The organism is Nevskia soli DSM 19509 (genome assembly GCF_000711955.1).
Lineage (GTDB): Bacteria > Pseudomonadota > Gammaproteobacteria > Nevskiales > Nevskiaceae > Nevskia > Nevskia soli.
This window is the reverse complement of record NZ_KL544000.1, coordinates 39,201-62,322: the sequence shown is the minus strand read 5'-3', so window position 1 is coordinate 62,322 and position 23,122 is coordinate 39,201. Positions and strand designations below refer to the sequence as shown.

At 67.8% G+C, this 23,122-nt stretch carries 21 protein-coding genes; 6 read left to right on the top strand and 15 right to left on the bottom strand.

Features of this window, described 5'->3' with window-relative positions; translation table 11 throughout:
* The first annotated feature begins 52 nt into the window (after positions 1 to 52).
* A complete protein-coding gene (locus tag BP26_RS0125770; protein WP_051749541.1) occupies positions 53 to 1,009 on the top strand; it encodes an SDR family NAD(P)-dependent oxidoreductase in 957 nt (318 codons plus the stop codon).
* Between the two features lie 11 nt (positions 1,010 to 1,020).
* Positions 1,021 to 2,241 (top strand): NADH:flavin oxidoreductase, encoded by a 1,221-nt coding sequence (locus BP26_RS0125765; RefSeq protein ID WP_029923423.1) that lies wholly within the window; start codon positions 1,021 to 1,023, stop codon positions 2,239 to 2,241.
* Positions 2,242 to 2,657: 416 nt separating this feature from the next.
* Here BP26_RS0125765 and BP26_RS29970 read toward each other — a convergent pair whose 3' ends face one another.
* From BP26_RS29970 to BP26_RS0125705, 11 genes are all read right to left on the bottom strand, one after another.
* Complete coding sequence (locus tag BP26_RS29970; RefSeq protein ID WP_157572778.1) at positions 2,658 to 3,002, bottom strand: hypothetical protein; 345 nt, start codon at positions 3,000 to 3,002, stop codon at positions 2,658 to 2,660.
* 84 nt (positions 3,003 to 3,086) lie between these two features.
* A complete protein-coding gene (locus BP26_RS0125755; RefSeq protein WP_157572777.1) occupies positions 3,087 to 4,565 on the bottom strand; it encodes an alginate export family protein in 1,479 nt (492 codons plus the stop codon).
* 12 nt (positions 4,566 to 4,577) lie between these two features.
* Positions 4,578 to 5,483, bottom strand: coding sequence for a VOC family protein (locus BP26_RS0125750; RefSeq protein ID WP_029923420.1), 906 nt, complete (start codon positions 5,481 to 5,483; stop codon positions 4,578 to 4,580).
* A gap of 20 nt (positions 5,484 to 5,503) precedes the next feature.
* Positions 5,504 to 5,932, bottom strand: coding sequence for a DoxX family protein (locus BP26_RS0125745; RefSeq protein ID WP_051749537.1), 429 nt, complete (start codon positions 5,930 to 5,932; stop codon positions 5,504 to 5,506).
* The gene (locus BP26_RS0125740; RefSeq protein ID WP_051749535.1) at positions 5,929 to 6,645 is read right to left on the bottom strand and encodes a YoaK family protein; all 717 of its coding nucleotides are present in this window, start codon (positions 6,643 to 6,645) and stop codon (positions 5,929 to 5,931) included. Before BP26_RS0125740 ends, BP26_RS0125745 begins: the two co-directional genes overlap by 4 nt.
* Positions 6,646 to 6,654: 9 nt before the next feature.
* Positions 6,655 to 8,517: an amidohydrolase gene (locus BP26_RS0125735; RefSeq protein ID WP_029923417.1), complete on the bottom strand. Its 1,863-nt coding sequence runs from the start codon at positions 8,515 to 8,517 to the stop codon at positions 6,655 to 6,657.
* Positions 8,514 to 8,813, bottom strand: coding sequence for a XapX domain-containing protein (locus BP26_RS0125730; RefSeq protein ID WP_051749532.1), 300 nt, complete (start codon positions 8,811 to 8,813; stop codon positions 8,514 to 8,516). Before BP26_RS0125730 ends, BP26_RS0125735 begins: the two co-directional genes overlap by 4 nt.
* 51 nt (positions 8,814 to 8,864) lie before the next feature.
* Complete coding sequence (locus BP26_RS0125725) at positions 8,865 to 9,686, bottom strand: alpha/beta fold hydrolase (protein ID WP_029923415.1); 822 nt, start codon at positions 9,684 to 9,686, stop codon at positions 8,865 to 8,867.
* 36 nt (positions 9,687 to 9,722) lie between these two features.
* Complete coding sequence (locus tag BP26_RS0125720) at positions 9,723 to 10,427, bottom strand: hydrolase (RefSeq protein WP_051749572.1); 705 nt, start codon at positions 10,425 to 10,427, stop codon at positions 9,723 to 9,725.
* 163 nt (positions 10,428 to 10,590) lie between these two features.
* Positions 10,591 to 11,967 (bottom strand): helix-turn-helix domain-containing protein, encoded by a 1,377-nt coding sequence (locus tag BP26_RS28130; RefSeq protein ID WP_084183462.1) that lies wholly within the window; start codon positions 11,965 to 11,967, stop codon positions 10,591 to 10,593.
* Between the two features lie 98 nt (positions 11,968 to 12,065).
* Entirely contained in the window at positions 12,066 to 12,800 is a 735-nt protein-coding gene (locus tag BP26_RS0125705; protein ID WP_029923413.1) for a pirin family protein, read from the bottom strand.
* A 99-nt stretch (positions 12,801 to 12,899) separates the two neighbouring features.
* Here BP26_RS0125705 and BP26_RS0125700 point away from each other — a divergent pair, with 99 nt between their 5' ends.
* Positions 12,900 to 13,814 carry a LysR family transcriptional regulator gene (locus BP26_RS0125700; protein ID WP_084183461.1) on the top strand — a complete coding sequence of 305 codons (915 nt, stop codon included), beginning with the start codon at positions 12,900 to 12,902 and terminating at the stop codon, positions 13,812 to 13,814.
* On the opposite strand, the gene BP26_RS0125695 is transcribed toward BP26_RS0125700, so the two are convergent.
* Positions 13,811 to 14,953 carry an aminotransferase-like domain-containing protein gene (locus tag BP26_RS0125695; protein ID WP_029923411.1) on the bottom strand — a complete coding sequence of 381 codons (1,143 nt, stop codon included), beginning with the start codon at positions 14,951 to 14,953 and terminating at the stop codon, positions 13,811 to 13,813. The two genes, BP26_RS0125700 and BP26_RS0125695, sit on opposite strands and share 4 nt — an antisense overlap.
* Positions 14,954 to 15,015: 62 nt before the next feature.
* Here BP26_RS0125695 and BP26_RS0125690 point away from each other — a divergent pair, with 62 nt between their 5' ends.
* Positions 15,016 to 15,459, top strand: coding sequence for a MarR family winged helix-turn-helix transcriptional regulator (locus BP26_RS0125690; RefSeq protein WP_029923410.1), 444 nt, complete (start codon positions 15,016 to 15,018; stop codon positions 15,457 to 15,459).
* Between the two features lie 16 nt (positions 15,460 to 15,475).
* Here the strand turns inward: BP26_RS0125690 and BP26_RS0125685 are convergent, their stop codons facing one another.
* Positions 15,476 to 16,777, bottom strand: a complete 1,302-nt coding sequence (locus BP26_RS0125685; RefSeq protein ID WP_029923409.1) for a dicarboxylate/amino acid:cation symporter — start codon at positions 16,775 to 16,777, stop codon at positions 15,476 to 15,478.
* Between the two features lie 166 nt (positions 16,778 to 16,943).
* Between BP26_RS0125685 and BP26_RS0125680 the strand changes: the two genes are divergently transcribed.
* The gene (locus tag BP26_RS0125680) at positions 16,944 to 19,595 is read left to right on the top strand and encodes a NahK/ErcS family hybrid sensor histidine kinase/response regulator (protein WP_029923408.1); all 2,652 of its coding nucleotides are present in this window, start codon (positions 16,944 to 16,946) and stop codon (positions 19,593 to 19,595) included.
* On the opposite strand, the gene BP26_RS0125675 is transcribed toward BP26_RS0125680, so the two are convergent.
* Entirely contained in the window at positions 19,554 to 20,240 is a 687-nt protein-coding gene (locus BP26_RS0125675; protein WP_036518123.1) for a LuxR C-terminal-related transcriptional regulator, read from the bottom strand. The genes BP26_RS0125680 and BP26_RS0125675 overlap by 42 nt on opposite strands.
* Before the next feature lie 256 nt (positions 20,241 to 20,496).
* Entirely contained in the window at positions 20,497 to 21,600 is a 1,104-nt protein-coding gene (locus BP26_RS0125670; protein ID WP_051749528.1) for a LacI family DNA-binding transcriptional regulator, read from the bottom strand.
* Between the two features lie 90 nt (positions 21,601 to 21,690).
* Between BP26_RS0125670 and BP26_RS0125665 the strand changes: the two genes are divergently transcribed.
* Positions 21,691 to 23,121 (top strand): MFS transporter, encoded by a 1,431-nt coding sequence (locus BP26_RS0125665; RefSeq protein ID WP_051749526.1) that lies wholly within the window; start codon positions 21,691 to 21,693, stop codon positions 23,119 to 23,121.
* Position 23,122 lies beyond the last annotated feature (1 nt).

Sequence of the window (23,122 nt, the reverse complement as noted above, 5' to 3'; positions counted from 1 at the left end):
TCGTTTCGTATATACTGCAACAGAGCCCCCTGGACGCAAGTTGACGAAACGCATGCCCCAACAACAGGACGCAACGCCCCTGCGCGGCAAGACAGCGGTCATCACCGGCGCTGCACACGGCCTTGGCTTTGGCGCAGCGGAGAGCTTGGCGCTGCTGGGAGCGGACCTGGTACTGGTCGACGTCCAAGCTCAGGCCCTGGCCGAAGCACAGGCACGGATGTCCGTCGCGTTTCCGCGTCAGCGCATTAGTGGCGTGGTAGCTGATCTGGCTGAGCCGGATTCCATCGCCAAGGCTGCCGCTGGATTGCGGCGCGATATATCCACGGTGGATATCCTGGTCAACAACGCCGGTATCTACCCGCCTTCGCAGCTCCGCCGCAACTCTGAGGGACACGAGCTGACCTTCGCGATTGCGCACCTGGGTCATTTCCGCTGGACGCATCTGCTGCTGCCGGCCCTGAGCCGGTCAGCACGCATCATTACCGTGAGCAGCCTGGTGCAGGGCGGAGCACGGCTAAGGCTGGACAATCTCGACTTCACCGCCGGCGGATACCAGCCGATTGTGGCGTATCGCCAAGCGAAGCTATCGTGTCTGCTCTTCGCCCTTGAATTACAGCGCAAACTTGCCGACAGCGGTAGCTTGTTGAGAAGCATTGCCGTGCATCCGGGCGTGTGCCGGACCACGCTAGGCCGCAACCGGCCGCGCTCGGCCGGTGACGCGTTGCTGCAACGCGTATCGAGCGAACTGCTGGCCTGGGGGCTGGGCCATTTCGGCCAGACCCCGCGGGAAGGTGCCCAGTCCATCGTGATGGCCGCCGCCGATCCCGAAGTTCCCGGTGGGGCATTCCTCGGGCCTCGCGGTATTTTTCAGGCGTTCGGCCGCCCTGCACAGCAGCAGCCTGGAAAGGCGGCGAGCAACGAAGAGCTTGCCCGCGCGCTGTGGCAGTACAGCGAGCGCGTTACCGGCTTGAATCTGGCCTCAGTGCCCGCCGTCCCCCAGGGCGCTTGATAGGAGGAGCCATGATCGACATGTTCCAGCCATGGCGAATGGGCCCGATTGAGCTGCGGAACCGGGTAATCAAGGCGGCCACCAACGAGGGTATGGCCAAGGGCGGCGTGCCGTCCAGGTTGCTGGTGGAACACCACCAGCGCATTGCCGCAGGTGGTGCCGCACTCACCACGGTGGCCTACTGCGCGGTGAGCCCCGATGGCCGCACCTTCGAGGATCAGCTTGTGCTCAATGCCGGCAACCTCAGGCACCTGCGGGCCCTGACCGATGCCGTTCATCGCGAAAATGGTGCCGTTTCGGCCCAGATCACGCATGGCGGCGCCTTCTGCTTCCTGCCACGTCTTTCGACGCGCTGCGCGATGAGTTCCTCATCCGGCTTCTACCCTCCGGGCGTCATTGCCGGCCGGCCGTTCAAGCGCGCGATGACCGAGGCGGACCTGGCGCAAGTAAGCACCGAGTTTGCGGCCGGCGCCCGCCTGGCGCGGGATGCAGGCTTCGACGCGGTCGAAATTCACATGGGGCACGGTTACCTGCTGAGCCAGTTCATCTCGCCGGCCTACAACAAGCGGCGCGACCAGTGGGGCGGACCGAGCGCAGACGATCGGGTGCGATTCCCGGTGCGAGTGCTGTCCGACGTGCTCGATGCCGTCGGCAGAGATGTCGCGGTGATCTGCAAGATCGGTGTCCACGAGGGCTTCAAAGGCGGCGGTACCGCGGAAGATGCAGTCCTGGTAGCGAAGGCGCTGGAGCGCGCAGGCGCGCATCTGCTGGTGCTAAGCGGCGGCATGAACGCGGAAGCACCCTGGGCCATTTTTGGCAGCAACATGCCCTCCGAAGTCGCGCCCGAGGGCGGAGCGATGTTCAGGTTTTCGAACCGTTTGATGAAGCTATGGGAGCCCGAGGTACCATTTCTCGAGTCATACCTGCGACCGCACTCCCTGAAGGTACGCGCAGGCGTCCACATGCCACTGGCATACCTGGGCGGAATCAGATCGCTGGAAGGAATCCGACAGGCGGCGGCCGATGGCTTCGAGGCTGTGGTGATGGGGCGCGCGCTCATCCATAACCCGGATTTCGTCAGGGAACTGGAGCAGGGGCTGGCGGCCGTGTCCGGGTGCACTTCCTGCAACCGCTGTATTCCTAAAATGTATTCCGCGGGCGGAACACGTTGTGTGCTGATGCCGGAATCCAGACTGGAATTGAATGCGGTACCGGCGGATGCCAAAGCCTGAGAGATCGCTGGTGGCTTGAAACGTCAGTTCATCAAGGGATCAGCCCAGATAATTCCCGGCTTACGCTGACGCCCCACCGGAGGCCCGCTTTGGCGCCGGGAGCGGCCGGTTGAACGACCAAAGCCGCCAAGACCGGCGATTCGTTTTGCATGAGATCTCATCGTCTCGTTTTGGCTCAACAGTCGATCACTTGAACGGAAGTCCGGGAGACTGCCCCGGCCTGTCATGTTCGACCGAAAAGCGCGATCCGCATTCGTAGGAATGCCCAGATGGAGCGGCCCTCTTCCCCTCCCCTCTCCCACAACGGGGAGAGGGGGTCACGGCTGGCTGGTCGCAGGCATGTATGGAGCCGGATCGTGCGCCTCACTCAGGATGACAAATGAGCGTGCACGGCGGGGACTTGCGCGGCTGGGCTTTCAGGCGAGCGCGATGTTCCGGCGCAGCCCTTTCTGCGCCACGACGGTCAAGCCGATGAACACCAACAGGATGACGCGCTCGACGATGGCGAAGGACGGCTCCGCCTGGGTCGGGGCCAGGGCGAGCGGCGACAGGATACCGACGCCGTGCGAGAGCAGGAACCTGGTGAACGGAAAGCCGAAGCCGGTGGCGCTGGTCAGCACCGAGGTGACGAAATACAGGGCGCCGGTGGTGCCCGGTATCCGGCCGCGGACAGGGCCAGCACCACCAGGATACCCGTCACCAGGGCGATCGGGCTGAGCCCGGTATGGATGGATGGCGGTAAACGCCGCCAGATTGAACAACGTGAGTTCTCCGCTTTGAACCGGTTGGACCGCTGTTCCCCTGCCCAGGCCAACCCCAGGCAGGCACAACCCATCATGCGCCCACTACCAGGTGAATGTCGCCCAGCCGGCGATGTAGTCGACATCGCCGCCGCCCGCGGCGCTGACGTAGTCGCTGGCAAACAGGTGGACGTAGGAGGCGGTGCAAACCAGGTGGCGCCCGGCCTTCCACTCCAGCGCCGCTTCCACCGTGTTGCCGACGTAGCGCGAGCCGCCCGCCACCGGCTTGAGCTCGAGGTTGCCGCTGGGGCCGTAGACGCCGTCCTTGACGCTGAAGCGCCACAGCGCGGCGCCGGCGACAGTGGCGGTGAGCGACTTCAACGGCACGAACTGCAAGGAGGGATGCAGGTCGGCGATATTGGTCGGGCGGATGATGCTGGCGTCGTTGAAATAGCCGGACTTGAAGTACAGCGGGTTGAAGGCGCCGAAGCGGCCCTGCGGCCCGTTGGAATCGCCGCTGGCGATGTCGGCCTTGAAGCCGAGGCGCGGGCGCCAGGATGCAGAGGCGAAGGTGTAGCCGGTATCGGTGGCCATGGTCCAGGCGAAGATTTCGCGGTTGCCGAAATTGCCGAACTGCACGATCGGCTCCCAGTCGTAGCTCCAGCCGCCGAGGCTGCCGGACCAGCGCGTGCCGATGCTGTGGCGCAGCTCGGCGGCGGCGCCGTTGGCGTAACGCTGGCTGGCGTAGCGCGCACCCAGGTAATAGACGTCGATGTTGGCAGGCAGCTGGCGCCCGGTGGGCGTGGTGGCGTAGACGCCCCAGAAGGTCTGGCCGTCGTTCTCGCCGTCGAGGTGGTACGCGTACTCCTGGCCCGGCCGCACCAGGAAGGCGTACAGCCGGGCCGCACCGTCGCCGCCGATGAACTGGAGCCCATCGAACTTGAACGGCAGATTGGGTGCGGCGCGCGTCGCCACCAGGCGGCCTGAGCCGTAGCTCATCTCGAAGCGGCCGGCGCGCGCGGTAAGGCGTGGGCCCTGCGGCGTGGGTTCGCCGAAGATGTAGTCGACGAAGCCCTGCTGCAGGTCGACGGGATTCTGGTTGACCGGCGCCGCGTTCTCGCGCTGGCCGAACTGCAGGCCGGACAGGCCCTGCACGAAGACGCGCAGGCGCTGGTCGACGTGCAGGTCCGCGTCCAGGGTGACGCGTTGCAGCAGGTAGGACTGGTTGGCCGGCGTGCCCGAGCCCAGGCCGGCGTTGCGGTAATTCTCGTAGCGCTCGCGCAGTTCGCCGCCCAGGCTCAGGTAACTTTGCTGGTCGGTGCTGCTGAGCGGGATGTATTTGACCGGGTCGAAGAAATCCGTGCGGTTCTTCGGGTCGGCCAGGTAGTCGTAGCGCTCGTTGTAGCGCAGCAGCGTGTACGGCGGCGGATTGGGATCGGGCGCGGCTTCCGTGATGTACTCGGACAGGATCGACTCGCCCGGATCGACCTTCGGCACCGACAGGTCGGCCGGCGCTGCCGCCGCCGTCAACACGGGCAGCGTCAGCGCCAGCCCGATGCAGAGGCGCTTCATGCATCGGGACATGATGGGCGGACCTTACTTCTTGAGGTCGTGCAGCTCGGCGATGTAGCCGCCGGGGAACTGCACGATGGCGGTGTCGCGGTCGCCCACATCGAACGGCGCGAACAGCACGGTGGCGCCGGCGGCCTTGGCCTTGTCCAGGGTCTCGCCCAGGTTCTTCACTTCGTAGCCGGTCAGCTCATGGGCGAAGGGATACGGCAGGTGGCCGTCGGTGACCATCACCTGCATCTTGCCGAAGGTCGACTCGATGCGGATGCGGCGATAGGTCTCGCCGCTGCGGCCGATCTCGCCGGCGTTGGCCTTCCTGTCGTCGGACACGATCCTGCCGTGGGAGAAGCGCAGGAAGCTGTGGACGAAGGCGTCGGCGCGGTCACGCGAGACGTAGACGCGGTTGTCCGGCACCGTTTCCAGCGGACCGTAGGACGGCGCGGTGAAGTGCCAGTAGAGCTGCAGCTTCACGCCACCCGGGAACTGGATCACCGCGTCCAGGCCGATGGGGTCCTTGAACGGCTCGACGATGACCTCGGCGCCGGCGGCGCGCGCGGCCTTGATGGCCTGGTCCATGTCGGTGACGAGGTAGCCGTTGCGCTCGTAGCCGAAGGGATAGGGGATCGGCGTTTCGAAGGCGAAGGTGGAGAGGTTGCCGACCGGCGTCCACACGTACTGCGCCTGGGTGCTGCTGGGCACCGGCAGCACGTTGGCGGTGATGCGCGGCGAAGGCTTGCCGCCGAAGGTGGCGATGATGCTGTTGACGAAGGTGTCGTAGTCGGCGGGCGCGATGTAGACGTGGGTGGTGTCGTACTGCGCGGCCACGGCGACGCCGGCCGCCGCGGTGCCGCCCTTGGCCTGCGCCGGCGCAGCGAGGGTGAACAGCAGCGCGGCGGCGGCGAGCGCGCCCAGGGGAATGCGGAGGAAACGCATGGCAATGCTCCTGTGGATGATCATGGGATGGCCCGAAAACCCTCGAACGACGCGGCCGGCCGCGCGATGCGCCCAGTCTCCAGCAGCGCGACCAGCAGGAAGCCGCCGATCAGGCCGAAGTGTTCGAGAAAGGCATTGAGGTCGGCGAAGCGCTCCATGCCGGCCTCGCGCCAGAACGGGTGACCGACGAAGGTGGCGGCCAGGGTGAACCCGGCCAGCGCCACAGCACCGAGCGCAGCGAAACGCCCGCGCGCGAACAGGATCAGCGCCGAGCCGCCGAGCTGCACGGCGATGGTGAGGGCGGCGAACAGCGCCGGCGGCGACAGGCCGAAGTGGGCCTGCTCGGCCATGGCGCTGCTGAAATCGAACAGCTTGGCCACGCCACTGTAGGCGTAGGCCAAACACAGGCCGGCACGGGCCAGCCAGTAACAGACGGTGGCGAGGTTCATGTCGGATCTTTGCTGGTGGTGACAGGTTGGCGCAGCAGCAGCATCACCGCGACCAGGGCCAGCATCGGCAGCAGCAGCACGCCGAAGCCGGCCTGGGTGTAGAGCACGGCACCGGCCACCGCGCCGACCGCGAACGCCGCCACCGGCGGCACGAACTTGCCCAGGCGCTTGCGCGCAGCGACCGCATCGACGCCGGGCACCCTGGCGCGCAGCAGGTGGGTGGCGTCGATGGCGAACTGGGTGACGCCGCCGGTCATCACCGTGGTCGGCGGCAGCTCACCCATCAGCAGGCGCGAAGCGGCGTTCTGGATGCCCATGGCGCAGACGCCGAGCATGCCGGCCAGCACCGCCATTGGCGCATCCACGTCGAGAATCGGCGCGGCCGCCCAACCCACCGCCATGAAGCCGGCGAGAAACAACAGCTGCGCCGCCAGCACCGCAACCAGCGCCGGCTTGCCAGAGCGCGTGCGCTCCTGCACGAAGACGGTGGTGGCGGACACGGCGAGGATGAACATCGGCAGCGCCGCCAGCTTGGCGACGAGGCCGCCGCGCGCATGCGCGACCGCCGTGCCGATGAGGATGAAGTTGCCGGTGACGTGCGCGGTGAACAGGCCCAGCAGGGCGACGAAGCCCACGGCATCGACATAGCCCGCGATGAAGCTGAGCAGGATGGCGACGGCGGCCGGGCGCTGGATGGATTCAGGTGCGGACATGGTGCGGTCTCAAAACGCCCAGCACGAACAGCCGAGCGCGCCCCAGAAACTCGCGCGGTCCGCATCGGCCACCGGCGCTTCGCGCGCATAGGCGTGCGCATGCTGGTGCACGCCGCAGGCGCTGTTGCAAGCACAGGCGCTGCTCACACTTGCCGCGGTGTTCGGCGCCAGGTCTTTCCAGTAACGGCTGCCTGAGTTGACCGGCGACCAGTCGGGCAGCGCCGGCGGCAGCGGCGGATTCAGGTCGCTGAAGTCCTGGTCGGCGTGGACGATGTTGCCGCCGACCACGGTCAGCACCGAGACGATCTGGCGGATGCGCGATTCCGGCACCGAGAAATAGTCTTCCGAGAGCAGCGCGAAATCGGCGAGCTGGCCGGCGATCAACTGGCCCTTCAGGCCCTCCTCGTTGGAGAACCAGGTGTTGGCCTGGGTATAGAGCTGGAGGGCTGTTTCCCGGTCGACGCAATTGGCGGTCGGATACAGCGACAGGCCGCCGAGGGTCTTGCCGGTGCTGAGCCAGTACAGGGCATTCCAGGGATCGTAGCTGGCGACGCGGGTGGCGTCGGTGCCGGCGCCGACCTTCACGCCCATCTCCAGCATGCGCTTGAACGGCGGCGTGCGCCCGGCCGCGGCGGCGCCGTAGCGCTGGACGAAGTACTCGCCCTGGTAGGCCATGCGATGCTGCACGGCGACACCGCCGCCAAGGCGGGCGATGCGTTCCAGGTTACGGTCGGTCACCGTTTCCGCATGGTCGAAGAACCAGTGGATGCCGGCCAGCGGAATGTCGCGGTCGACCTTCTCGAACACATCCAGCGCACGGCCGATGGTCTGGTCATACGTGGCGTGCAGGCGCCAGGGCCAGCGCTTGGCCGCCAGCACGCGCACCACCGCTTCCAGCTCGCCTTCCATGCTCGCCGGCAACTCCGGGCGCGGCTCGCGGAAGTCCTCGAAGTCCGCCGCCGAGAACACCAGCATCTCGCCGGCGCCGTTGAGCTTGTAGAAGTCGTCGCCCTGCTGATAGCGGTTGTTGCCGGTCCAGCCGACGAAGTCCGCGACCTCTTCCCTGGGCTTCTGCGTGAACAGGTTGTAGGCGATGCGCAGCGTGAGCTGCCCCTCGCGGTGCAAGGTGTCGATGACCTTGTAGTCGTCGGGATAATTCTGGAAGCCGCCGCCGGCGTCGATCACCGAGGTGATGCCGAGCCGGTTCAGCTCGCGCATGAAATGTCGGGTTGAGTTGAGCTGCTGCTCGTAGGGCAGCTTGGGCCCTTTCGACAGGGCGGTGTAAAGCAGCATGGCATTGGGCTGGGCCAGCATCAGGCCGCTGGGCTCGCCCGCCGCGTCCTTGACGATGGTGCCGCCCGGGGGATTGGGCGTGTCGCGCGTATAGCCGGCGGCGCGCAGGGCTGCGCGGTTGAGCAGGGCGCGGTCGTAGAGATGCAGGATGAAGACCGGCGTCTCCGGCGCCAGGGCATTGAGCTCGTCCAGCGTCGGCAGGCGCTTCTCGGCGAACTGCTGCTCGCTGAAGCCGCCGACCACGCGCACCCACTGCGGCGAGGGTGTGCGCGCGACCTGTTCCCTCAGCATGCGCATGGCGTCGGCCAGCGAGGGCACGCCGTCCCAGCGCAGCTCCAGGTTGTAGTTGAGGCCGCCGCGGATGACGTGGATGTGCGAGTCGATCAGGCCGGGGATGAGGCGGCGCTGCCCGGCATCGACGATGCGCGTGCCGGCGTCGGCAAAGCGCATCACCTCCGCCTCGTCGCCCACGGCGAGCAGCACGCCGGCGCCGACCGCCAGCGCGCTGGCCTGAGGCTTGCCGCGATCGAGCGTGGTGATCCTGGCGTTGCGGACGATCAACTCGGCGGCGGCGCTCATGGCGCACCGCCGTTGCCGGGCGCGTTGCCGGGCTTGGCCGGCTCCACGCAATCCGGCTTCGGCGCCGCCGGCAGATCGCCCAGCACGTGCGGGCCGCACTGGGTGCTGATCCAGGCGGTGGTCACCGGCTCGGGGCCGAGCGCGCGCTTGATCACCGGCACCACCTGCTCGCCCACCAGGATGCCGAGCAGGCCCACCAGGGCGATCACCGGCGGCGCCGGTGATCGCACATTGAGCAGGGCGTAGACGATGCCGACCAGCAGGCCGGCGCCGAGGGAGATGAGATAAGGCTTCATGGTGAGGCTCCTTGATCCGGCACCGGGCAAACCGCTACGCCCCGCCCCCGCCTATTCCTTGATGAAGGCGAGCAGTTCGGCGTTGACCCGGTCCTTCATGGTGGTGCACAGGCCGTGCGGCGCCCCCTTGACGACCACCAGGCGCGCGCCCTTGACCAGCTTGGCCGAGAGCAGGGCCGAGTCGGCGATGGGCACGATCTGGTCGTCGTCGCCATGCAGGATCAGGGTGGGCACGTCGAACTTCTTCAGGTCTTCGTTGAAGTCGGTTTCGGAGAAGGCCTTGATGCAGTCGAGCACGCCCTTGAAGCCGGCCTGCATGCCCTGCATCCAGAACGAATCGCGCACGCCTTCCGAAACCTTGGCGTCCGGACGGTTGTAGCCGTAGAACGGGATCGTCAGGTCCTTGAAGAACTGCGAGCGGTCGGCCAGCACGCCGGCGCGGATGCCGTCGAACACTTCCAGCGGCAGGCCGCCGGGATTGGCCGCGGTCTTCAGCATCAGCGGCGGCACCGCGCCGATCAGCACGGCCTTGGCCACGCGCTTGGTGCCGTGCCGGCCGATGTAGCGGGCGACTTCGCCGCCGCCGGTGGAGTGGCCGACATGAACGGCGTCCTTCAGGTCCAGCGCTTCGACCAGGGCGGCGAGGTCGTCGGCGTAGGTATCCATCTCGTTGCCTTCCCAGGGCTGGCCGGAGCGTCCGTGGCCGCGGCGGTCATGGGCGATGCAGCGATAGCCATGCGAGGCCAGGAACACCATCTGGTCTTCCCAGGCGTCGGCGCTCAGCGGCCAGCCGTGGCTGAAGACGATGGGCTGACCGCTGCCCCAGTCCTTGTAGTAGATAGCGGTTCCGTCGCGGGTGCTGATGGTGGGCATGGCTGGTTTCCTTTCGATGGTCGGGTGGTGCGGACGTTACTTGTGCGGAGCGGCGGCCGGCACCTTGTACTCCGGATAAACCGACTGCGGCGCCCCGTGCACCATGGTATAGGCATATTCCACGCCCACGCCGTAGGCGCCGCAATGATTCTTCACGATGTCCATGACGGCGTCATAACTGTCGCGCTGGGCCCAGTCGCGCTGCCACTCGAGCATCACCGACAGGGCGGTGACCGGTTTGGCGCCGGCCTGGATGACGCGCTTCATGGCGTTGTCGTGGGCCAGCTGGCTGACGTCGCCGCAGCAGTCCTCGACCACGTAGACCTCGAAGCCGTCGTGGATCGCCTGCACCGTCGGCAGCGCCACGCAGGTCTCGGTCCACAGCCCGGCCAGCACGATCTTCTTGCGGCCGCTCTTCTTCACCGCGGCGACGAAGTTCTCGTCGTCCCAGGAGTTCATGCTGGAGCGCTCGATCGGCGCCTGTTCGGGATACACCGCCTGGATCTGCGGCCACATATTGCCGCTGAAAGCCTTGGTCTCGACCGTGGACAGGATCACCGGCACGTCGAAGACCTTGGCCGCCTTGGTCAGGACGAGGTTATTGTTGATGATCGACTGGCGGTCGAAGTTGGCCACGCCGAACAGCATCTGCGGCTGCAGGTCGATGATGGTGACGACGCAATTGTCGGGGGTCAGCAAGCCTTTTTCGCTGCGCTTGGCCCGGCCTGAACTGTTGGACATGATGTTCTCCTGACTCGCATTGACGGGCAATCCGGTCGCCATCGGTGCGGCGGGCCGGCTTGGGTGTGCTCTTCCTGGGGCATCCATAGTTACCGCTGGCTCAGCGACGGGATTGAACAAATGCGCCGGGGTTTGTACAAGGCTGCTGTTTTCTCTAGCGCCGCTAGCGCCGCGCGTGCCGATAGGCACCGGGGGTGGTGCCGACGAGGCGGGTGAAGCGGCGGCTCAGGTGGCTCTGGTCGGAGAAGCCGACCGCCTGGGCGATCTCCGCCATGCTGCGATCGGACTCGGCCAGCAGTTGCGCCGCCTTCTCCACGCGCTGTTGCGTCAGGTAATGATGCGGCGTAACGCCGACACTGTTCTTGAAGGCGCGTGCGAAGTGAGTGGGTGAAAGACCCGCCACGGCGGCGAGCGCCTCCACCGGCAGGTTCCGTTCAAGATTGTTGCGGATGTACTGGTCCAGGCTGCGCAGGATTCCGGGCGGCAGGCCGCCGCGCGGCAGGGTCTGTGCGGACGCGGGCCGTGAGGCGGACAGTTGCGCCAGCCGCGGACGGGTGTGCAGCGCGGAACGAGTGGCGCTTCGGTAAGCGCCGCCGCCGGCTTCCGGCGGAGTGGCCACGCCCTGCCATTGCGCACCGCTCTCGTTGCGCCGCAGGGAAACGGCGAGGTCCTCGGCGCCCTTGCCGCGCAGCGATACCGGGTAGCGGTCGAACACGTCGCGCAGGTGGATGCCTGCATCGATGCGCGAGGCGGGCAGTGCCAGCGCGCGGCGCGCGTGACGATCGGCGGCGACGATGCGATGGTCGGCATCCACCGCCAGCAGTACCGCCGGGGCATTGCCTGCCGCCGGCTCCAGCGCGAAGGTCCAGTGGCGACGGTGGCTTTCGCGGAAGTCGCGCTCCTCGATGGCGCGGCTCCAGTAAGTGGCCAGGGCCAGGGCCAGCTGGTGGGAACGCTCCGAGATTTCACCGGCATGGCTGGCGAGGGTCAGCACGGCCTTGAGCTTGCCCGCGGCATCGAAGATCGGCGCGCCGGAACAACTGAGGCCGGCGTAGCGCTGGTTGAAGTGCTGCTGGCGGTGCACGCTCAGCGGGCGTTGCTCGACGATGCAGGTGCCGATGCCGTTGGTGCCTTCGGCCTGCTCGGTCCACACCGCGCCGGGCTGCGTGCCGTAGTCGGCGAAACGCCCGGCATCCTCGGCGCGGCAGTAGCGCTCGATGATGACGCCGCCGGGATCGGCGAGCAACGTGGCGTAGCCCAGGGGCCGCACCATGGCATGCAAGGCGTTGATCTCTTCCTGCGCGGCCGCGAGAGTCTGCTCCAGCGGTGCGCGCAGGCGCTTCACTTCCGCCGACGACAGAATCCGTGGACCGTTGCCGCCGTCCGGATCGAGCCGGTGCTGGCGCATGCAGCGCTCCCACGACACGTCCAGTTCATCGAGCGAAGCGGCGCTGCCGAAATGCTTCGCATCCTGCGCCAGCGCCGCCGCACACGAGGTCGCGGCGACGCTCTCCAGCAATTGTTCACCCTGTCCATTCATGTCCTCGCTCCCCTTGGCTTGTTGCAAACGCCTGCGCGATTCCAGCGTTCCCGGCGGATGCCCACCGCCGCCATCGAGTGGCGGCGGTGGGCATCCGCTTATTCCACGTCCTGCGGCAAGTCGAACACCAGCACTTCGGCATCATGGCCGTTGCGCAGCGTCAGCTTCGAGACATCGGCCAGCTTCAGCGCATCGCCCGCCGCGAGCTCGACGCCGTTGGCGTCGATCGCGCCGCGCGCCACGTGCAGATAGATGCGACGGCCCTCCGGCACTTCGAGCGCGGCCTGCTCGACACCGTTGAACAGCCCGGCATACAGCCTGGCGTCCTGGTGGATCAGCACCGAGCCGGCGGCGCCATCCGGCGAGGCGATCAGCCGGAGCTGGCCGCGCTTGTCGGCCTCGGCGAAGCGCTTCTCTTCGTAGCTGGGCTGGATGCCGTGCACATTGGGCTGGATCCAGATCTGCAGGAAGTGTACCGGCTGGCTGTCCGAGGGATTGAACTCGCTGTGGCGGATGCCGGAGCCGGCGCTCATGCGCTGCACGTCGCCGGGCCGGATCACCGAACCGTTGCCGATCGAATCCTTGTGGGCCAGTTCGCCGGAGAGGACGTAGCTGATGATCTCCATGTCGCGGTGACCGTGGGTGCCGAAGCCGGCGCCGGGCTTGACGCGATCCTCGTTGATCACGCGCAGCGGGCCGTATTCCATGTGCTGCGGATCGAAATAATCGGCGAAGGAAAAGCTGTGGTAGGAGTTGAGCCAGCCGTGGTCGGCGTGGCCGCGTTCCTTGCTGCGACGGACTTCGTTCCTGACTGCGTTGCTGATGGTATTCATGGGAATCTCCTGTTGGTGAGGAGAAGATATGCCTTGCTTATCGAATAAAAAAGCGCAATATTTGCATCCAATCAATTCATAAATTCGATAGATTAGCCCGTGCCGCTGGCGAGAACCTCTCTGGAGCAATGGACCGTGCTGGCGGCGATCGTCGATCACGACGGCTTCGCCCAGGCGGCGGCGGCGCTGAACAAGAGCCAGTCGGCGGTGAGCTACGCCGTGGCGCGGCTGCAGGAGGCACTGGATCTGCCCCTGCTGGTGGTGGAAGGCCGCAAGGCGGTACTGACGCCGCATGGCCAGACCCTGCTGAAGCGGGCGCGGCCGCTGCTGCGCGACCTGGACACGCTGGAGGCGCTGGCACAGAAGCTGAAGCAGGGTTGGGAGCCGCAGCTGCGACTGGTGGTGGACGTGGCCTTTCCGCGCCAGCGCCTGCTCAGCATCGTCGCCGAGCTGCAGCAGCTATGTCCGAATACGCAGATGCAGCTGTCCGACGCGGTACTCTCCGGCGCCGAGGAGGCGATCACCGACAATACCGCCGACGTGGTGGTGACCTCGCGCCTGCCATCCGGCTTTCTGGGCGAGTTCCTGCTCAACATCGAGTTCATCGCCGTGGCCAGCCCGGAGCATCCTCTGCTGCAGCCGGCGCGCCCGCTCAGCATCGAGGATCTGGTGCGTCATGTGCAGGTGGTGGTGCGCGACTCCGGCGTCAGGAATCCGCGCAACGAGGGCTGGCTCGGCGCGGATCGCCGCTGCACGGTGAGCAGCATGGAAGCCTCGCTGGCCACGGTGCGTGCCGGGCTGGGTTACGCCTGGCTGCCGGAACACCTGGTGGCCGAGTCGCTGCGCAGCGGCGCGCTACAGGCCCTGCCGCTGTCACCCGGCGGCACGCGCACGGTGCCGCTGCACCTGGTGCTGGTGCGGCCCGAACTCGCCGGCCCCGCCGCGCGCACCGCGGTGGAATGTTTCCAGCGCCATCTGCCGATCGGCGCCAATGGCGCCGGAGCGCAGCGCTAGACGAGCAACTGTGCCAGCAGTGCCAGGCCGCGTTCGGCCTGTTCTTCGCCGGCATGGCTGAAGTTGAGGCGCAGGGCGCCGCAGCTTTGCGGGTTGTCCGGATAGAACGGCTCGCCCGGCATGAAGGCGACGCCGCGATCAATCGCTTCCGGCAGCAGCGTCCGGCTGTCGACCTGCCGCTTCAGCTTGAGCCAGAAGAACAGGCCGCCCGGCGGCATCTCCCAGCTAGCGACATCGCCGAGATGACGTTGGAGGGCCAGCGCGAAACTGTCGCGCTTGCGGCGATACACCTCCACCACGCGCGCCAGGCGCTCCTGCCGCGCCGCGTCCTGCAACTGGTTCAGCACGATCCACTGGCTGACGCGGTTGCTGTGCAGGTCGGCGGCCTGCTTGAGGCGGGTCAGGTAGGGCAGCAGGTCCGGCGAGGCGACCATGTAGCCGAGCCGCAGGCCGGGCGCCAGGCTCTTCGAGAACGAACCCTGGTAGATCCAGGACGCGCGCTTGAGACGGGCGCAGACCGGGGTACGGTCGCAGGCGTCGTAGACCAGGTCGCGGTAGGGATCGTCCTCGAACAAGGGGATGCCCCGCTCGTCGCAGGCCTGCGCCAGCGCTACACGCTGTGCCGTGGAGTAGCAGCGGCCGGTGGGATTCTGGAAGGTGGGAATGGCGTAGACGAAGGCCGGTGGCGCATCCACCGGCAGCCCGGCCCCGGGCTGATCGGGATCGAGCGTGACGAAGCGCGCGCCGAAGTAGCGGAACACCTGGAGAGCCGCGAGGTAGGTCGGGGATTCCAGCGCCACCGGGGTGCCGGGGTCGATGAACAGCTTGGCCACGAGGTCGATGCCCTGCTGCGAGCCGGACAGGATCAGCACCTGTTCCGGCGTGCAGCGCAGGCCAAGGGCGTTGACGTCCGCGGCGACGCGCTCACGCAGGGCCGGCTCGCCCTCGGTGGCACCGTATTGCAGCCAGGCTTGCGGCACCGACGCGAGATCCAGCGCCGGAAAGGTCTCGGCGGCGGGCAGGCCGCCGGCGAAGGAGACCATGCCGGGACGGTCGATCACGGCGAGGATTTCGCGGATCGGCGAGGCGTGCAGGTCGGCCACGCGGCCGGAGAGTTTTGCCGCTGGCGTCGCGTTCATGAATAACCGTCAATATTATTGACCTATCGACAGGCTACGACCCCGCACCCTACCATGTCAACATGGTTGACCCGATTGAAAACAAGCTTCGCGAAGCCATCGAGCTGTTCTACTTCGCTTACCGGGCGTTTACCGCGGGGCCGGACCAGCTGCTCGAACAACAGGGCCTGGGCCGGGTGCACCACCGCATCCTCTACTTCGTCGGCCGCAATCCCGATCTCACGGTGAATGCCCTGCTGGAGATCCTGGCGGTATCGAAGCAGGCGCTGAACGCGCCGTTGCGGCAGCTGGTGGAGCGCAAGCTGGTGGCGATGCGGCCGGACGAGCAGGATCGCCGCTTCCGCCGGCTGCGCCTGACGGACGCCGGCCGCAGGCTCGAAACGCGGCTGACCGGTACCCAGATGAAACACCTCGCCGCCGTATTCACGGCGGCGGGTGACGATGCGGAAGCAGCCTGGAAATCGGTGATGCAGGCGGTGCCGGCAAAGTCGCGCCCCAGGAACTGAGGCGCGAGCTGCTGCTTCAGCCCTCGCCCGCCGGCTCGGCCAGCGGGTACAGCGCGCCGTCGCCGCCGGGCGAAGCGAGTTCGCTGCGCATGCGTTCATGGTCCAGCTCGCCTTCCCAGTGCGAGACCACCACGGTGGCGACACCGTTGCCGATGAAGTTGGTCAGCGCGCGCGCCTCGCTCATGAAGCGGTCGATGCCCAGGATCAGGGCCAGCCCGGCCACCGGCACCGAGGGCACCACAGTCAGCGTCGCCGCCAGGGTGATGAAGCCGGCGCCGGTGACGCCGGAGGCGCCCTTGGAAGTGAGCATGGCCACAGCCAGCAGGGTCAGCTCCTGCGTCAGGCTCAGATCGACGTTGAGCGCCTGCGCCACGAAGATCGCTGCCATGGTCAGGTAGATGTTGGTGCCGTCGAGGTTGAAGGAGTAGCCGGCGGGCACCACCAGGCCGACCACGGCGCGCGGGCAGCCTAGCCGTTCCAGCTTCTGCATCAGCGGCACCAGGGCGGATTCCGACGAGGAGGTGCCGAGCACCAGCAGCAGTTCCTCCCGGATGTAGCGCAGGAAACGCAGGATGGAGAAGCCGGTGAGGCGGGCGATGAGGCCGAGCACCACGAGGACGAACAGGGCGCAGGACAGATAGAAGCCGGCCATCAGCCGCAGCAGCGGGCCGAGGCTCTCCACGCCGTACTTGCCGATGGTGAAGGCCATGGCGGCACCGGCGCCGATGGGCGCCAGGCGGGTGACCATGGCGATCATGCGGAAGAAGGTCTGTGACAGCGATTCCAGCAGGGTCACCACCGGGCGGGCCGCTTCGCCGATGCGGGTCAGGGCGAAGCCGAACATCAGGGCCAGCAGCAGCACCTGCAGCAGGTCGCCGTTGCCGCTGAAGGCATCGAGGAAGGTCTTGGGAATGATGTGCAGCAGGAACTGCACGGTGGACTGCTCGTGCGCCTGCTGCGCGTAGTGCGCCACCGCGCCGGCATCCAGCGTGGCCGGGTCGATGTTGAAGCCGGCGCCGGGCTTGAGCACGTTGACCACGATCATGCCGATGATCAGGGCGAAGGTGGACACCACCTCGAAATAGAGGATGGCCCTGGCGCCGACGCGGCCGACCTTGCGCGCGTTGGCGGCGCCGGCGACGCCGAGCACCACGGTGAGGAAAATCACCGGCGCGATCAGCATCTTGATCAGGGCGATGAAACCGTCGCCCAGGGGCTTCAGGCTCACCGCGATGTCGGGCGCGAAATGGCCCAGCAGACCGCCCGCGACGATCGCCGCAAGCACCCATAGATAGAGGCGTGAAGCCTTCGTTTTCATGACGCACTGTCCTCCAGATCGGCAGTGCGTTGAGGATGTCAGCGTGGCGGGCACTTGCCCATAACACCTTGGTGCTAAGACCTTGGAGCTAAGACTTTATAGCTAGGCCGGGCGATGGGGGGGACGGCCTGGCCTAGAATGTCGCCATCATGATAACGAGACGGCGATGCGGGATTGGCTGAAGGCGCGTGCGACGCGGTACCGTCAGCCGGCGCTGGCGCTGCTGCTGCTCGTCAGCACCCTGGCCATCGGCCTGATTGCCGGGCGGCTGGTGGAGCGGCGCGCCCTGCACCAGGACGGCGCCGCCGCGCGCGAGCAGCTGGGCCTGCAGGCGACCGCGCTGGAACGTTACGTCGAGCGCTACCGCACCCTGCCGGCGGTGCTGGCGCTGGACCCGGAACTGCATGCGGCCCTGGCGCAGCCGCTGGATGTGGCGGCGCAGGCGCGCCTGAACAAGCGGCTGGAGGAGGTCAACGGCGTGACCGAATCGTCGACGCTGACCCTGATCGACCGCCACGGCATGAGCATCGCCGCCAGCAACTGGCGCACGCCGGCCAGCAATGTCGGACACGACTACGCCTTCCGGCCCTACTTCCAGCGCGCCGCCGAGCACGGCAGCGGCCGCTTCTACGGCGTCGGCGTCACCACCGGCGTGCCCGGCTACTTCCTGTCGGAGGCGCTGCGCAATACCGCGGGCGAGCTGCTCGGCGTGATCGTGATCAAGCTCGAACTGCAGGAGCTGAAGGACAGCTGGCGCGACAGCAGCGATGCGATCCTGGTCAGCGACGAGCACGGCGTGGTGATCCTCGCCAACCGGCCCGAATGGCTGTATCACGAGCTGCGTCCACTGGCGGCGAAAGAGCAGATCGAAATCGAACACACCTTGCCCTACAGCGGCCACGCGCTGCAGTGGTTGCCGCACGAGGCACGCGATTCCCTGGGAGCCGACGGCGCGCTGACGCTGGTTCCCGACAGCGGCGGCGGGAAGCAAGAATGGCTGTGGCAAAGCCTGGCGCTGCCGGCGGAAGGCTGGGACCTGCACCTGCTGCGCGACCCGGCTCCGGCGCGCGCCATCGGCCGCATCGCCGCGCTGGCCGCCGGCGGTGTGTGGCTGGCGCTGATCTTCCTCGGGCTGTTCATCCACAGCCGCGTGCGCCTGGCCCGCCTGCGCAAGCGCAGCCGCGAGGAGCTGGAGCACATGGTGCAGCAGCATGCGGTGGCGCTGCGCACCGCGCACGACGACGTGGTCGAGGCGGCACACCTGGCAGCGTTGGGCCAGGGCGCCAGCCTGGAACATCTGCCGCAGGGCGTCAGCGTGATCGACGCCGAACTGCGCCTGGTCGCCTGGAACCGGCGCTATGTCGAGATCTTCCGCTACCCCTCCGAGCTGATGCAGGTGGGACGGCCGATCGCCGATCTGTTCCGCTACAACGCCGATCGCGGCCTGCTCGGCTCCGGCGACGCGGGCGTGGCGATCGAGCGACGCATCGAACATCTGCGCGCCGCCACGCCCTATCTGCATGAGCGCGAGCGGCCGGACGGTACGGTGCTGGAGATCCGCGGCAACCCGGTGCCGGGCGGCGGCTTCGTCACCAGTTATGCCGACATCACGGCTTACAAAAACGCGGCGCGCGAGCTGCGCACCTTGGCCGTGACGCTGGAGCAGCGGGTCAAGGAGCGCACCAGCGATCTGCAGGCCGCCAAGGGCGAGGCCGAGCGCGCCAACCTGTACAAGACGCGCTTCGTCGCCGCCGCGGTGCACGACCTGCTGCAGCCGCTCAACGCGGCGCGCATGTTCGTCTCCGCCCTGCGCAGCCGTGCGCAGGCAACGGATCAGCGCGAACTGGTGGACCATGTCGACGAGGCACTCGCGGCGCAGGATGCGATCCTCAACGGCCTGCTCGATATTTCGCGGCTGGAATCGGGCGCGCTGGAAATACGCCGGCGCGACCTGCGCCTGAGCGCGCTGCTGGAAGCGCTGGCGCGCGACTTCGGCGTGCTGGCGCATTCGCATGGACTCACGCTGGACCATGTACCGACGCGCGCGGTGGTGCATACCGACGAAGACCTGCTGCGCCGCATCCTGCAGAACTTCCTCTCCAACGCGATCCGCTATACGCCGCAGGGGCGCATCCTGCTCGGTTGCCGCCGCGCCGGCGACGACGTGCGCATCGAAGTGTGGGACAGCGGCATCGGCATTCCCGAGGCGCAGCGCGCCGCCATCTTCGAGGAATTCCGCCGCCTCGACACGGGGCTCAATTCGCAGGAGCGCGGCGCCGGGCTGGGCCTGGCGATCGTCGAGCGCATCGCGCGCCTGCTCGGCCATGCCATCGGCCTGCGCTCCTGGCCCGGCCGCGGCAGCGTCTTTTCGGTGACGGTGCCGCGCGGCCACAGCGCCGGGCTGCCGGCGACGGCAAGGCCAAAGGCGGAGGATGAATCGCCGCTGCGCGGGCTGCACATCTGGTGCCTCGACGACGATGCGCGGGTGCGCGCCGCGACCCATGCCTTGCTCGAATCCTGGGACTGCAAGGTGACTGCCGTCGCCGACGCGGACGCGGCGCTGGCGCTCGCCGCGACCGGCGCGCCGCCGGACCTGCTGCTGCTCGACTACCGGCTCGGCGACCGATTGGGGCCTGATTGCCTGCCCGCGCTGTTCACCGCCTGGAAGCGCACGTTGCCGGTGATCATGATCTCGGCCGAGCGCGATCCGGCCCTGGCGGCGACGGCGCGCGAGGCGGGCTGGGGCTTCCTGGTCAAGCCGATCCGCCCGGCGGCGTTACGGGCGCTCATCAACCGGCATGTCGCCGGCGGCATCTGAGGCGTCCGGCTCGCGCTCCGGCGGCGGGTCCGGCTCCAGCGACTTGACCAGCACCGCCGCCTGGGTGCGGCTGTGGCATTCGAGCTTGCGCAGGATGGCGGTGACATGGACCTTTACCGTGTTTTCGGTGAGGCCGAGCTCGTAGGCGATCTGCTTGTTGAGCAGGCCATCGGCCAGGCACATCAGCACACGGACCTGCTGCGGCGTGAGCTGCGCCAGGCGCGCGGCGAGCTGCGCGTCTTCCTCGCTGCGCTCGGCCTCGAGCGGCGGGAACCAGATGCCGCCCGCCATCACCGTCCGGATCGCTTCCAGCATGCGCTCGACCGGCGCCGACTTGGGGATGAAGCCGGCGGCACCGAACTGCTGGGCGCGGCGGATGGTGCGCGGATGATCGTTGGAGGAGATGACGACGACCGGCACCTCGGGACGCTCGCCGCGCAGGAACACCAGCGAGGAGAAGCCGCGCGCGCCGGGCATATGCAGGTCGAGCAGCACCAGATCGGCATCCGCATGGGTGCGTACCGCTTCTTCCAGCGTGCGCAGACTGGAAGCCTCCACCGGCATGACGCCGCCGGTGATCCCGCGCAGGGCATGCACGATGGCGCTGCGGAACAGCGGATGGTCGTCGGCGACGACGATCTTCATGGAATCCTGGCTGGATGACGTGGGCGGACCTTACTGTGTGGCAAGCCTCCCGCCGATGCAAGGGCGCGCGCGGCGGATGCGCGCCCTTGCCCGGGATTGCCTCAATCGCGCAGGCCCTGCTTGAAGGCGGCGGCGCAAAGGGCACCAAGCAGCTTGCGATATCCGCTACGGAACGGCGACGACGTCACTCGGGAGCCTCCCGCCACATCGATGCCATGAGAAGCTTCATGGCGCCATTGCTCACGGTGCGGCAGGGTCAGTTGCCTGCGGCGCCACGCCGGCGGTAGCCGCCCAACGGCGCCGCCGACTGGCGCACTTTGAGCTCGTAGTCGAGTTCGCGCCGCGGCATCGGGCTGGGCCAGGCACCGCCGCCGCGCGGCGCCAGCCGCGCCAGCAGCATGTCGGTCGCCGCCTCCGCCATCAGCGGGATCGGCTGTCGCACCGTGGTCAGCGCCGGCCACACCACTTGCGCGATCGGCGCGTCGTCGAAGCCGACCACCGAAAGCTCCTCCGGCACATGCAGGCCCATCTCGTGTGCCACCGCGATCACCGCGGCCGCCATGTCATCGTTGCTGGCGATGATCGCCGTGGGCCGCGGGCGCCGGTGCAGCAACCGCCGCGCGCAATCGAGCCCCGAGGCGTAAGAAAACGAGCCTTGCTCGAGCAGCTGCTCGGCCACCTCCAGCTTGTGGGCGCTCATGGCACGGCGGAAGCCGCGCAGGCGCAGGCGCGCCGCTGCATGCTTGGGATCGCCCTTGATGAAGCCAATGCGCCGATGGCCAAGCCCAATCACGTGCTCGGTCAATTCCTGGGCCGCACGCATGTCGTCGATGCACACCGCCGGCGAACGGTCCGACTCGGCATCCGGGGCGATCCGCACATACGGCACCCTGGCTTCATCCAGCACGCGCAGCACCTCGGCATTGTCGGTGATCGGGGCGGTGAGGATCACACCGTCCAGGCGCAGCTGCGAGACCAGCGCGGCAGTGCGCTCGGCAACGTCCGCGGCCGCGTCGTCGAGCTGCTCCACCAGCAGGTGATAGCCGGCACCACGACAGCGGTTGAGGATGCTGACCTCGACGCGGTGCGCGTAGTCGCCGCCCGGATCGCCGAACAAGTAGCCGATCAGGAACGAGCGCTCGCCTGCCAGACTGCGTGCCGAGAAATTCGGCTGGTAGCCGAGGGCGGTGGCGGCGCGCGTGACACGCTCGCGCACCTCATTGCGGACGTTGGGCTCCTTGTTCACCACCCGCGACACGGTCTTCATCGACACCCCGGCCAACTGCGCCACGTCCATCATGGTCGGCTGGCGCGCCGGCAAGCTGGGCTGCGGTCGGGCCGGGGGGTTGCGTTTGCGCATTCTGTTTCGGTCCTGGCTGGCGCAGCGCCGCTGGCTGCCTGCGTATGATAGCGCTGCCAACGCGGGGCATTTCCACAAAAGGCGGGCGGCATGCAGCATCCGGAAAAAGGGCTGCGGACGGAGGAGCGCAGACGGGAGGACGGCCTGGCACCGGGCGCGGCCCTCGGCTTCGCCGTCGGTGACTTCGGCCTTAACCTCTACTGGCAAGGGCTAGGCCTGTTCCTGGTCTACTTCCACACCGACGTGCTCGGCGTGCCGGCGGCTTGGGCCGGCATGGCCTTCCTGCTCGCCTCGGTCTGGGACGGCATCTCCGACCCGCTGCTGGGCCTGGTCGCCGACCGCAGCCGCACGCGCTGGGGGCGCTACCGGCCGTTCCTGCTGTTCGGTTCGGTGCCGCTGGCGCTGGCCTTCGTCCTCGCCTTCTCGGCGCCGCGGCTGCCGCAACCGGCTCTGTTCGGCTACGCCCTCGCCACCCAGCTGCTGGTGCGCACCCTGTACAACACCCTGGCCATCCCCTACGCCACCCTGTCCGCTGCGATGACGCGCGACAGTGCGATGCGCACCACGCTGTCGGGACTACGCATGCAGTGCGCCTTCGCCGGCGGCATCGCGGTGGCCTGGCTGATGCCGGCGCTGGCGCAGGAACTGGCCCCGACCCTGGGCCGCGCCGCCTACGCCTCGGCGGCGGCAATCGTCGGCATCCTCGCCACCGCCACCTTGCTGTGGTGCTTCGCCGCGGTGCGCGAACCGGACGACGAGGACCGCGGCAGCACCGAGACGCGACTCAGGCCACTGCCGGAAATCCGTGCTTTCCTTCATGCGGTCGGCGGCAACGCGCCTCTGCTGCGCCTGCTGGCGGCGCGGTTCGCCATGGCTTTCGCGCAGACCATGCACATCCGCAACACCATGTACTTCCTCAAGTACGTGCTCGGCGACACCGGCCTGGCGCCTTATGCCCTGCCGCTGTTCGCGGCGCTGAGCCTGCTCAGCGTGCCGCTGTGGGTGCGCCTGATCCGCCGCGGCGGCAAGCGTGCTGTCTGGCAGTACGCCTGCCTCCTGAGCCTGGTCTGTGCCCTGGCTCTGCACCTGCCGGCGGCACTGCAACCGGCCTGCGCCGTGGCCCTGCTGGGCGCGTTCGCGGTCGGCACCACCGGACACGGCGTCTGCTTCTGGGCCATGCTGCCCGACACGGTGGAGTACAGCGAATGGCGCTTCGGACGGCGTGACGAGGCCAAGGTGTTCGGGGTCGCTTCGCTGACCCAGAAGCTGGCGATGGGCCTGTCCGCCTTTGCCGCCGGTGTGCTGCTCGATGGTGCCGGCTTCGTCGCCAACCAGGCGCAGAACGTCGGCGCGGTCGAGGCGATCCGCGCCAGCCTGGGCCTCATCCCGGCGCTCGGCATGGCAATGTCAATGCTTCTGATGCGAGGTTACGGCCTCGACCAGGCCGAGCACCGCCGCATCCTCGATGCGCTGGCCGCGCGGCGCGCCGGCGCGCATGGACATGGCTGGACGAGCGATTGAC

Coding starts and splice junctions, on each gene's coding strand:
- BP26_RS0125770 (WP_051749541.1), top strand. CDS start 53: ATGCCCCAACAACAGGACGCAACGCCCCTGCGCGGCAAGACAGCGGTC.
- BP26_RS0125765 (WP_029923423.1), top strand. CDS start 1,021: ATGATCGACATGTTCCAGCCATGGCGAATGGGCCCGATTGAGCTGCGG.
- BP26_RS0125755 (WP_157572777.1), bottom strand. CDS start 4,565: ATGTCCCGATGCATGAAGCGCCTCTGCATCGGGCTGGCGCTGACGCTG.
- BP26_RS0125750 (WP_029923420.1), bottom strand. CDS start 5,483: ATGCGTTTCCTCCGCATTCCCCTGGGCGCGCTCGCCGCCGCCGCGCTG.
- BP26_RS0125745 (WP_051749537.1), bottom strand. CDS start 5,932: ATGAACCTCGCCACCGTCTGTTACTGGCTGGCCCGTGCCGGCCTGTGT.
- BP26_RS0125740 (WP_051749535.1), bottom strand. CDS start 6,645: ATGTCCGCACCTGAATCCATCCAGCGCCCGGCCGCCGTCGCCATCCTG.
- BP26_RS0125735 (WP_029923417.1), bottom strand. CDS start 8,517: ATGAGCGCCGCCGCCGAGTTGATCGTCCGCAACGCCAGGATCACCACG.
- BP26_RS0125730 (WP_051749532.1), bottom strand. CDS start 8,813: ATGAAGCCTTATCTCATCTCCCTCGGCGCCGGCCTGCTGGTCGGCATC.
- BP26_RS0125725 (WP_029923415.1), bottom strand. CDS start 9,686: ATGCCCACCATCAGCACCCGCGACGGAACCGCTATCTACTACAAGGAC.
- BP26_RS0125720 (WP_051749572.1), bottom strand. CDS start 10,427: ATGTCCAACAGTTCAGGCCGGGCCAAGCGCAGCGAAAAAGGCTTGCTG.
- BP26_RS28130 (WP_084183462.1), bottom strand. CDS start 11,967: ATGAATGGACAGGGTGAACAATTGCTGGAGAGCGTCGCCGCGACCTCG.
- BP26_RS0125705 (WP_029923413.1), bottom strand. CDS start 12,800: ATGAATACCATCAGCAACGCAGTCAGGAACGAAGTCCGTCGCAGCAAG.
- BP26_RS0125695 (WP_029923411.1), bottom strand. CDS start 14,953: ATGAACGCGACGCCAGCGGCAAAACTCTCCGGCCGCGTGGCCGACCTG.
- BP26_RS0125690 (WP_029923410.1), top strand. CDS start 15,016: ATGGTTGACCCGATTGAAAACAAGCTTCGCGAAGCCATCGAGCTGTTC.
- BP26_RS0125685 (WP_029923409.1), bottom strand. CDS start 16,777: ATGAAAACGAAGGCTTCACGCCTCTATCTATGGGTGCTTGCGGCGATC.
- BP26_RS0125680 (WP_029923408.1), top strand. CDS start 16,944: ATGCGGGATTGGCTGAAGGCGCGTGCGACGCGGTACCGTCAGCCGGCG.
- BP26_RS0125675 (WP_036518123.1), bottom strand. CDS start 20,240: ATGAAGATCGTCGTCGCCGACGACCATCCGCTGTTCCGCAGCGCCATC.
- BP26_RS0125670 (WP_051749528.1), bottom strand. CDS start 21,600: ATGCGCAAACGCAACCCCCCGGCCCGACCGCAGCCCAGCTTGCCGGCG.
- BP26_RS0125665 (WP_051749526.1), top strand. CDS start 21,691: ATGCAGCATCCGGAAAAAGGGCTGCGGACGGAGGAGCGCAGACGGGAG.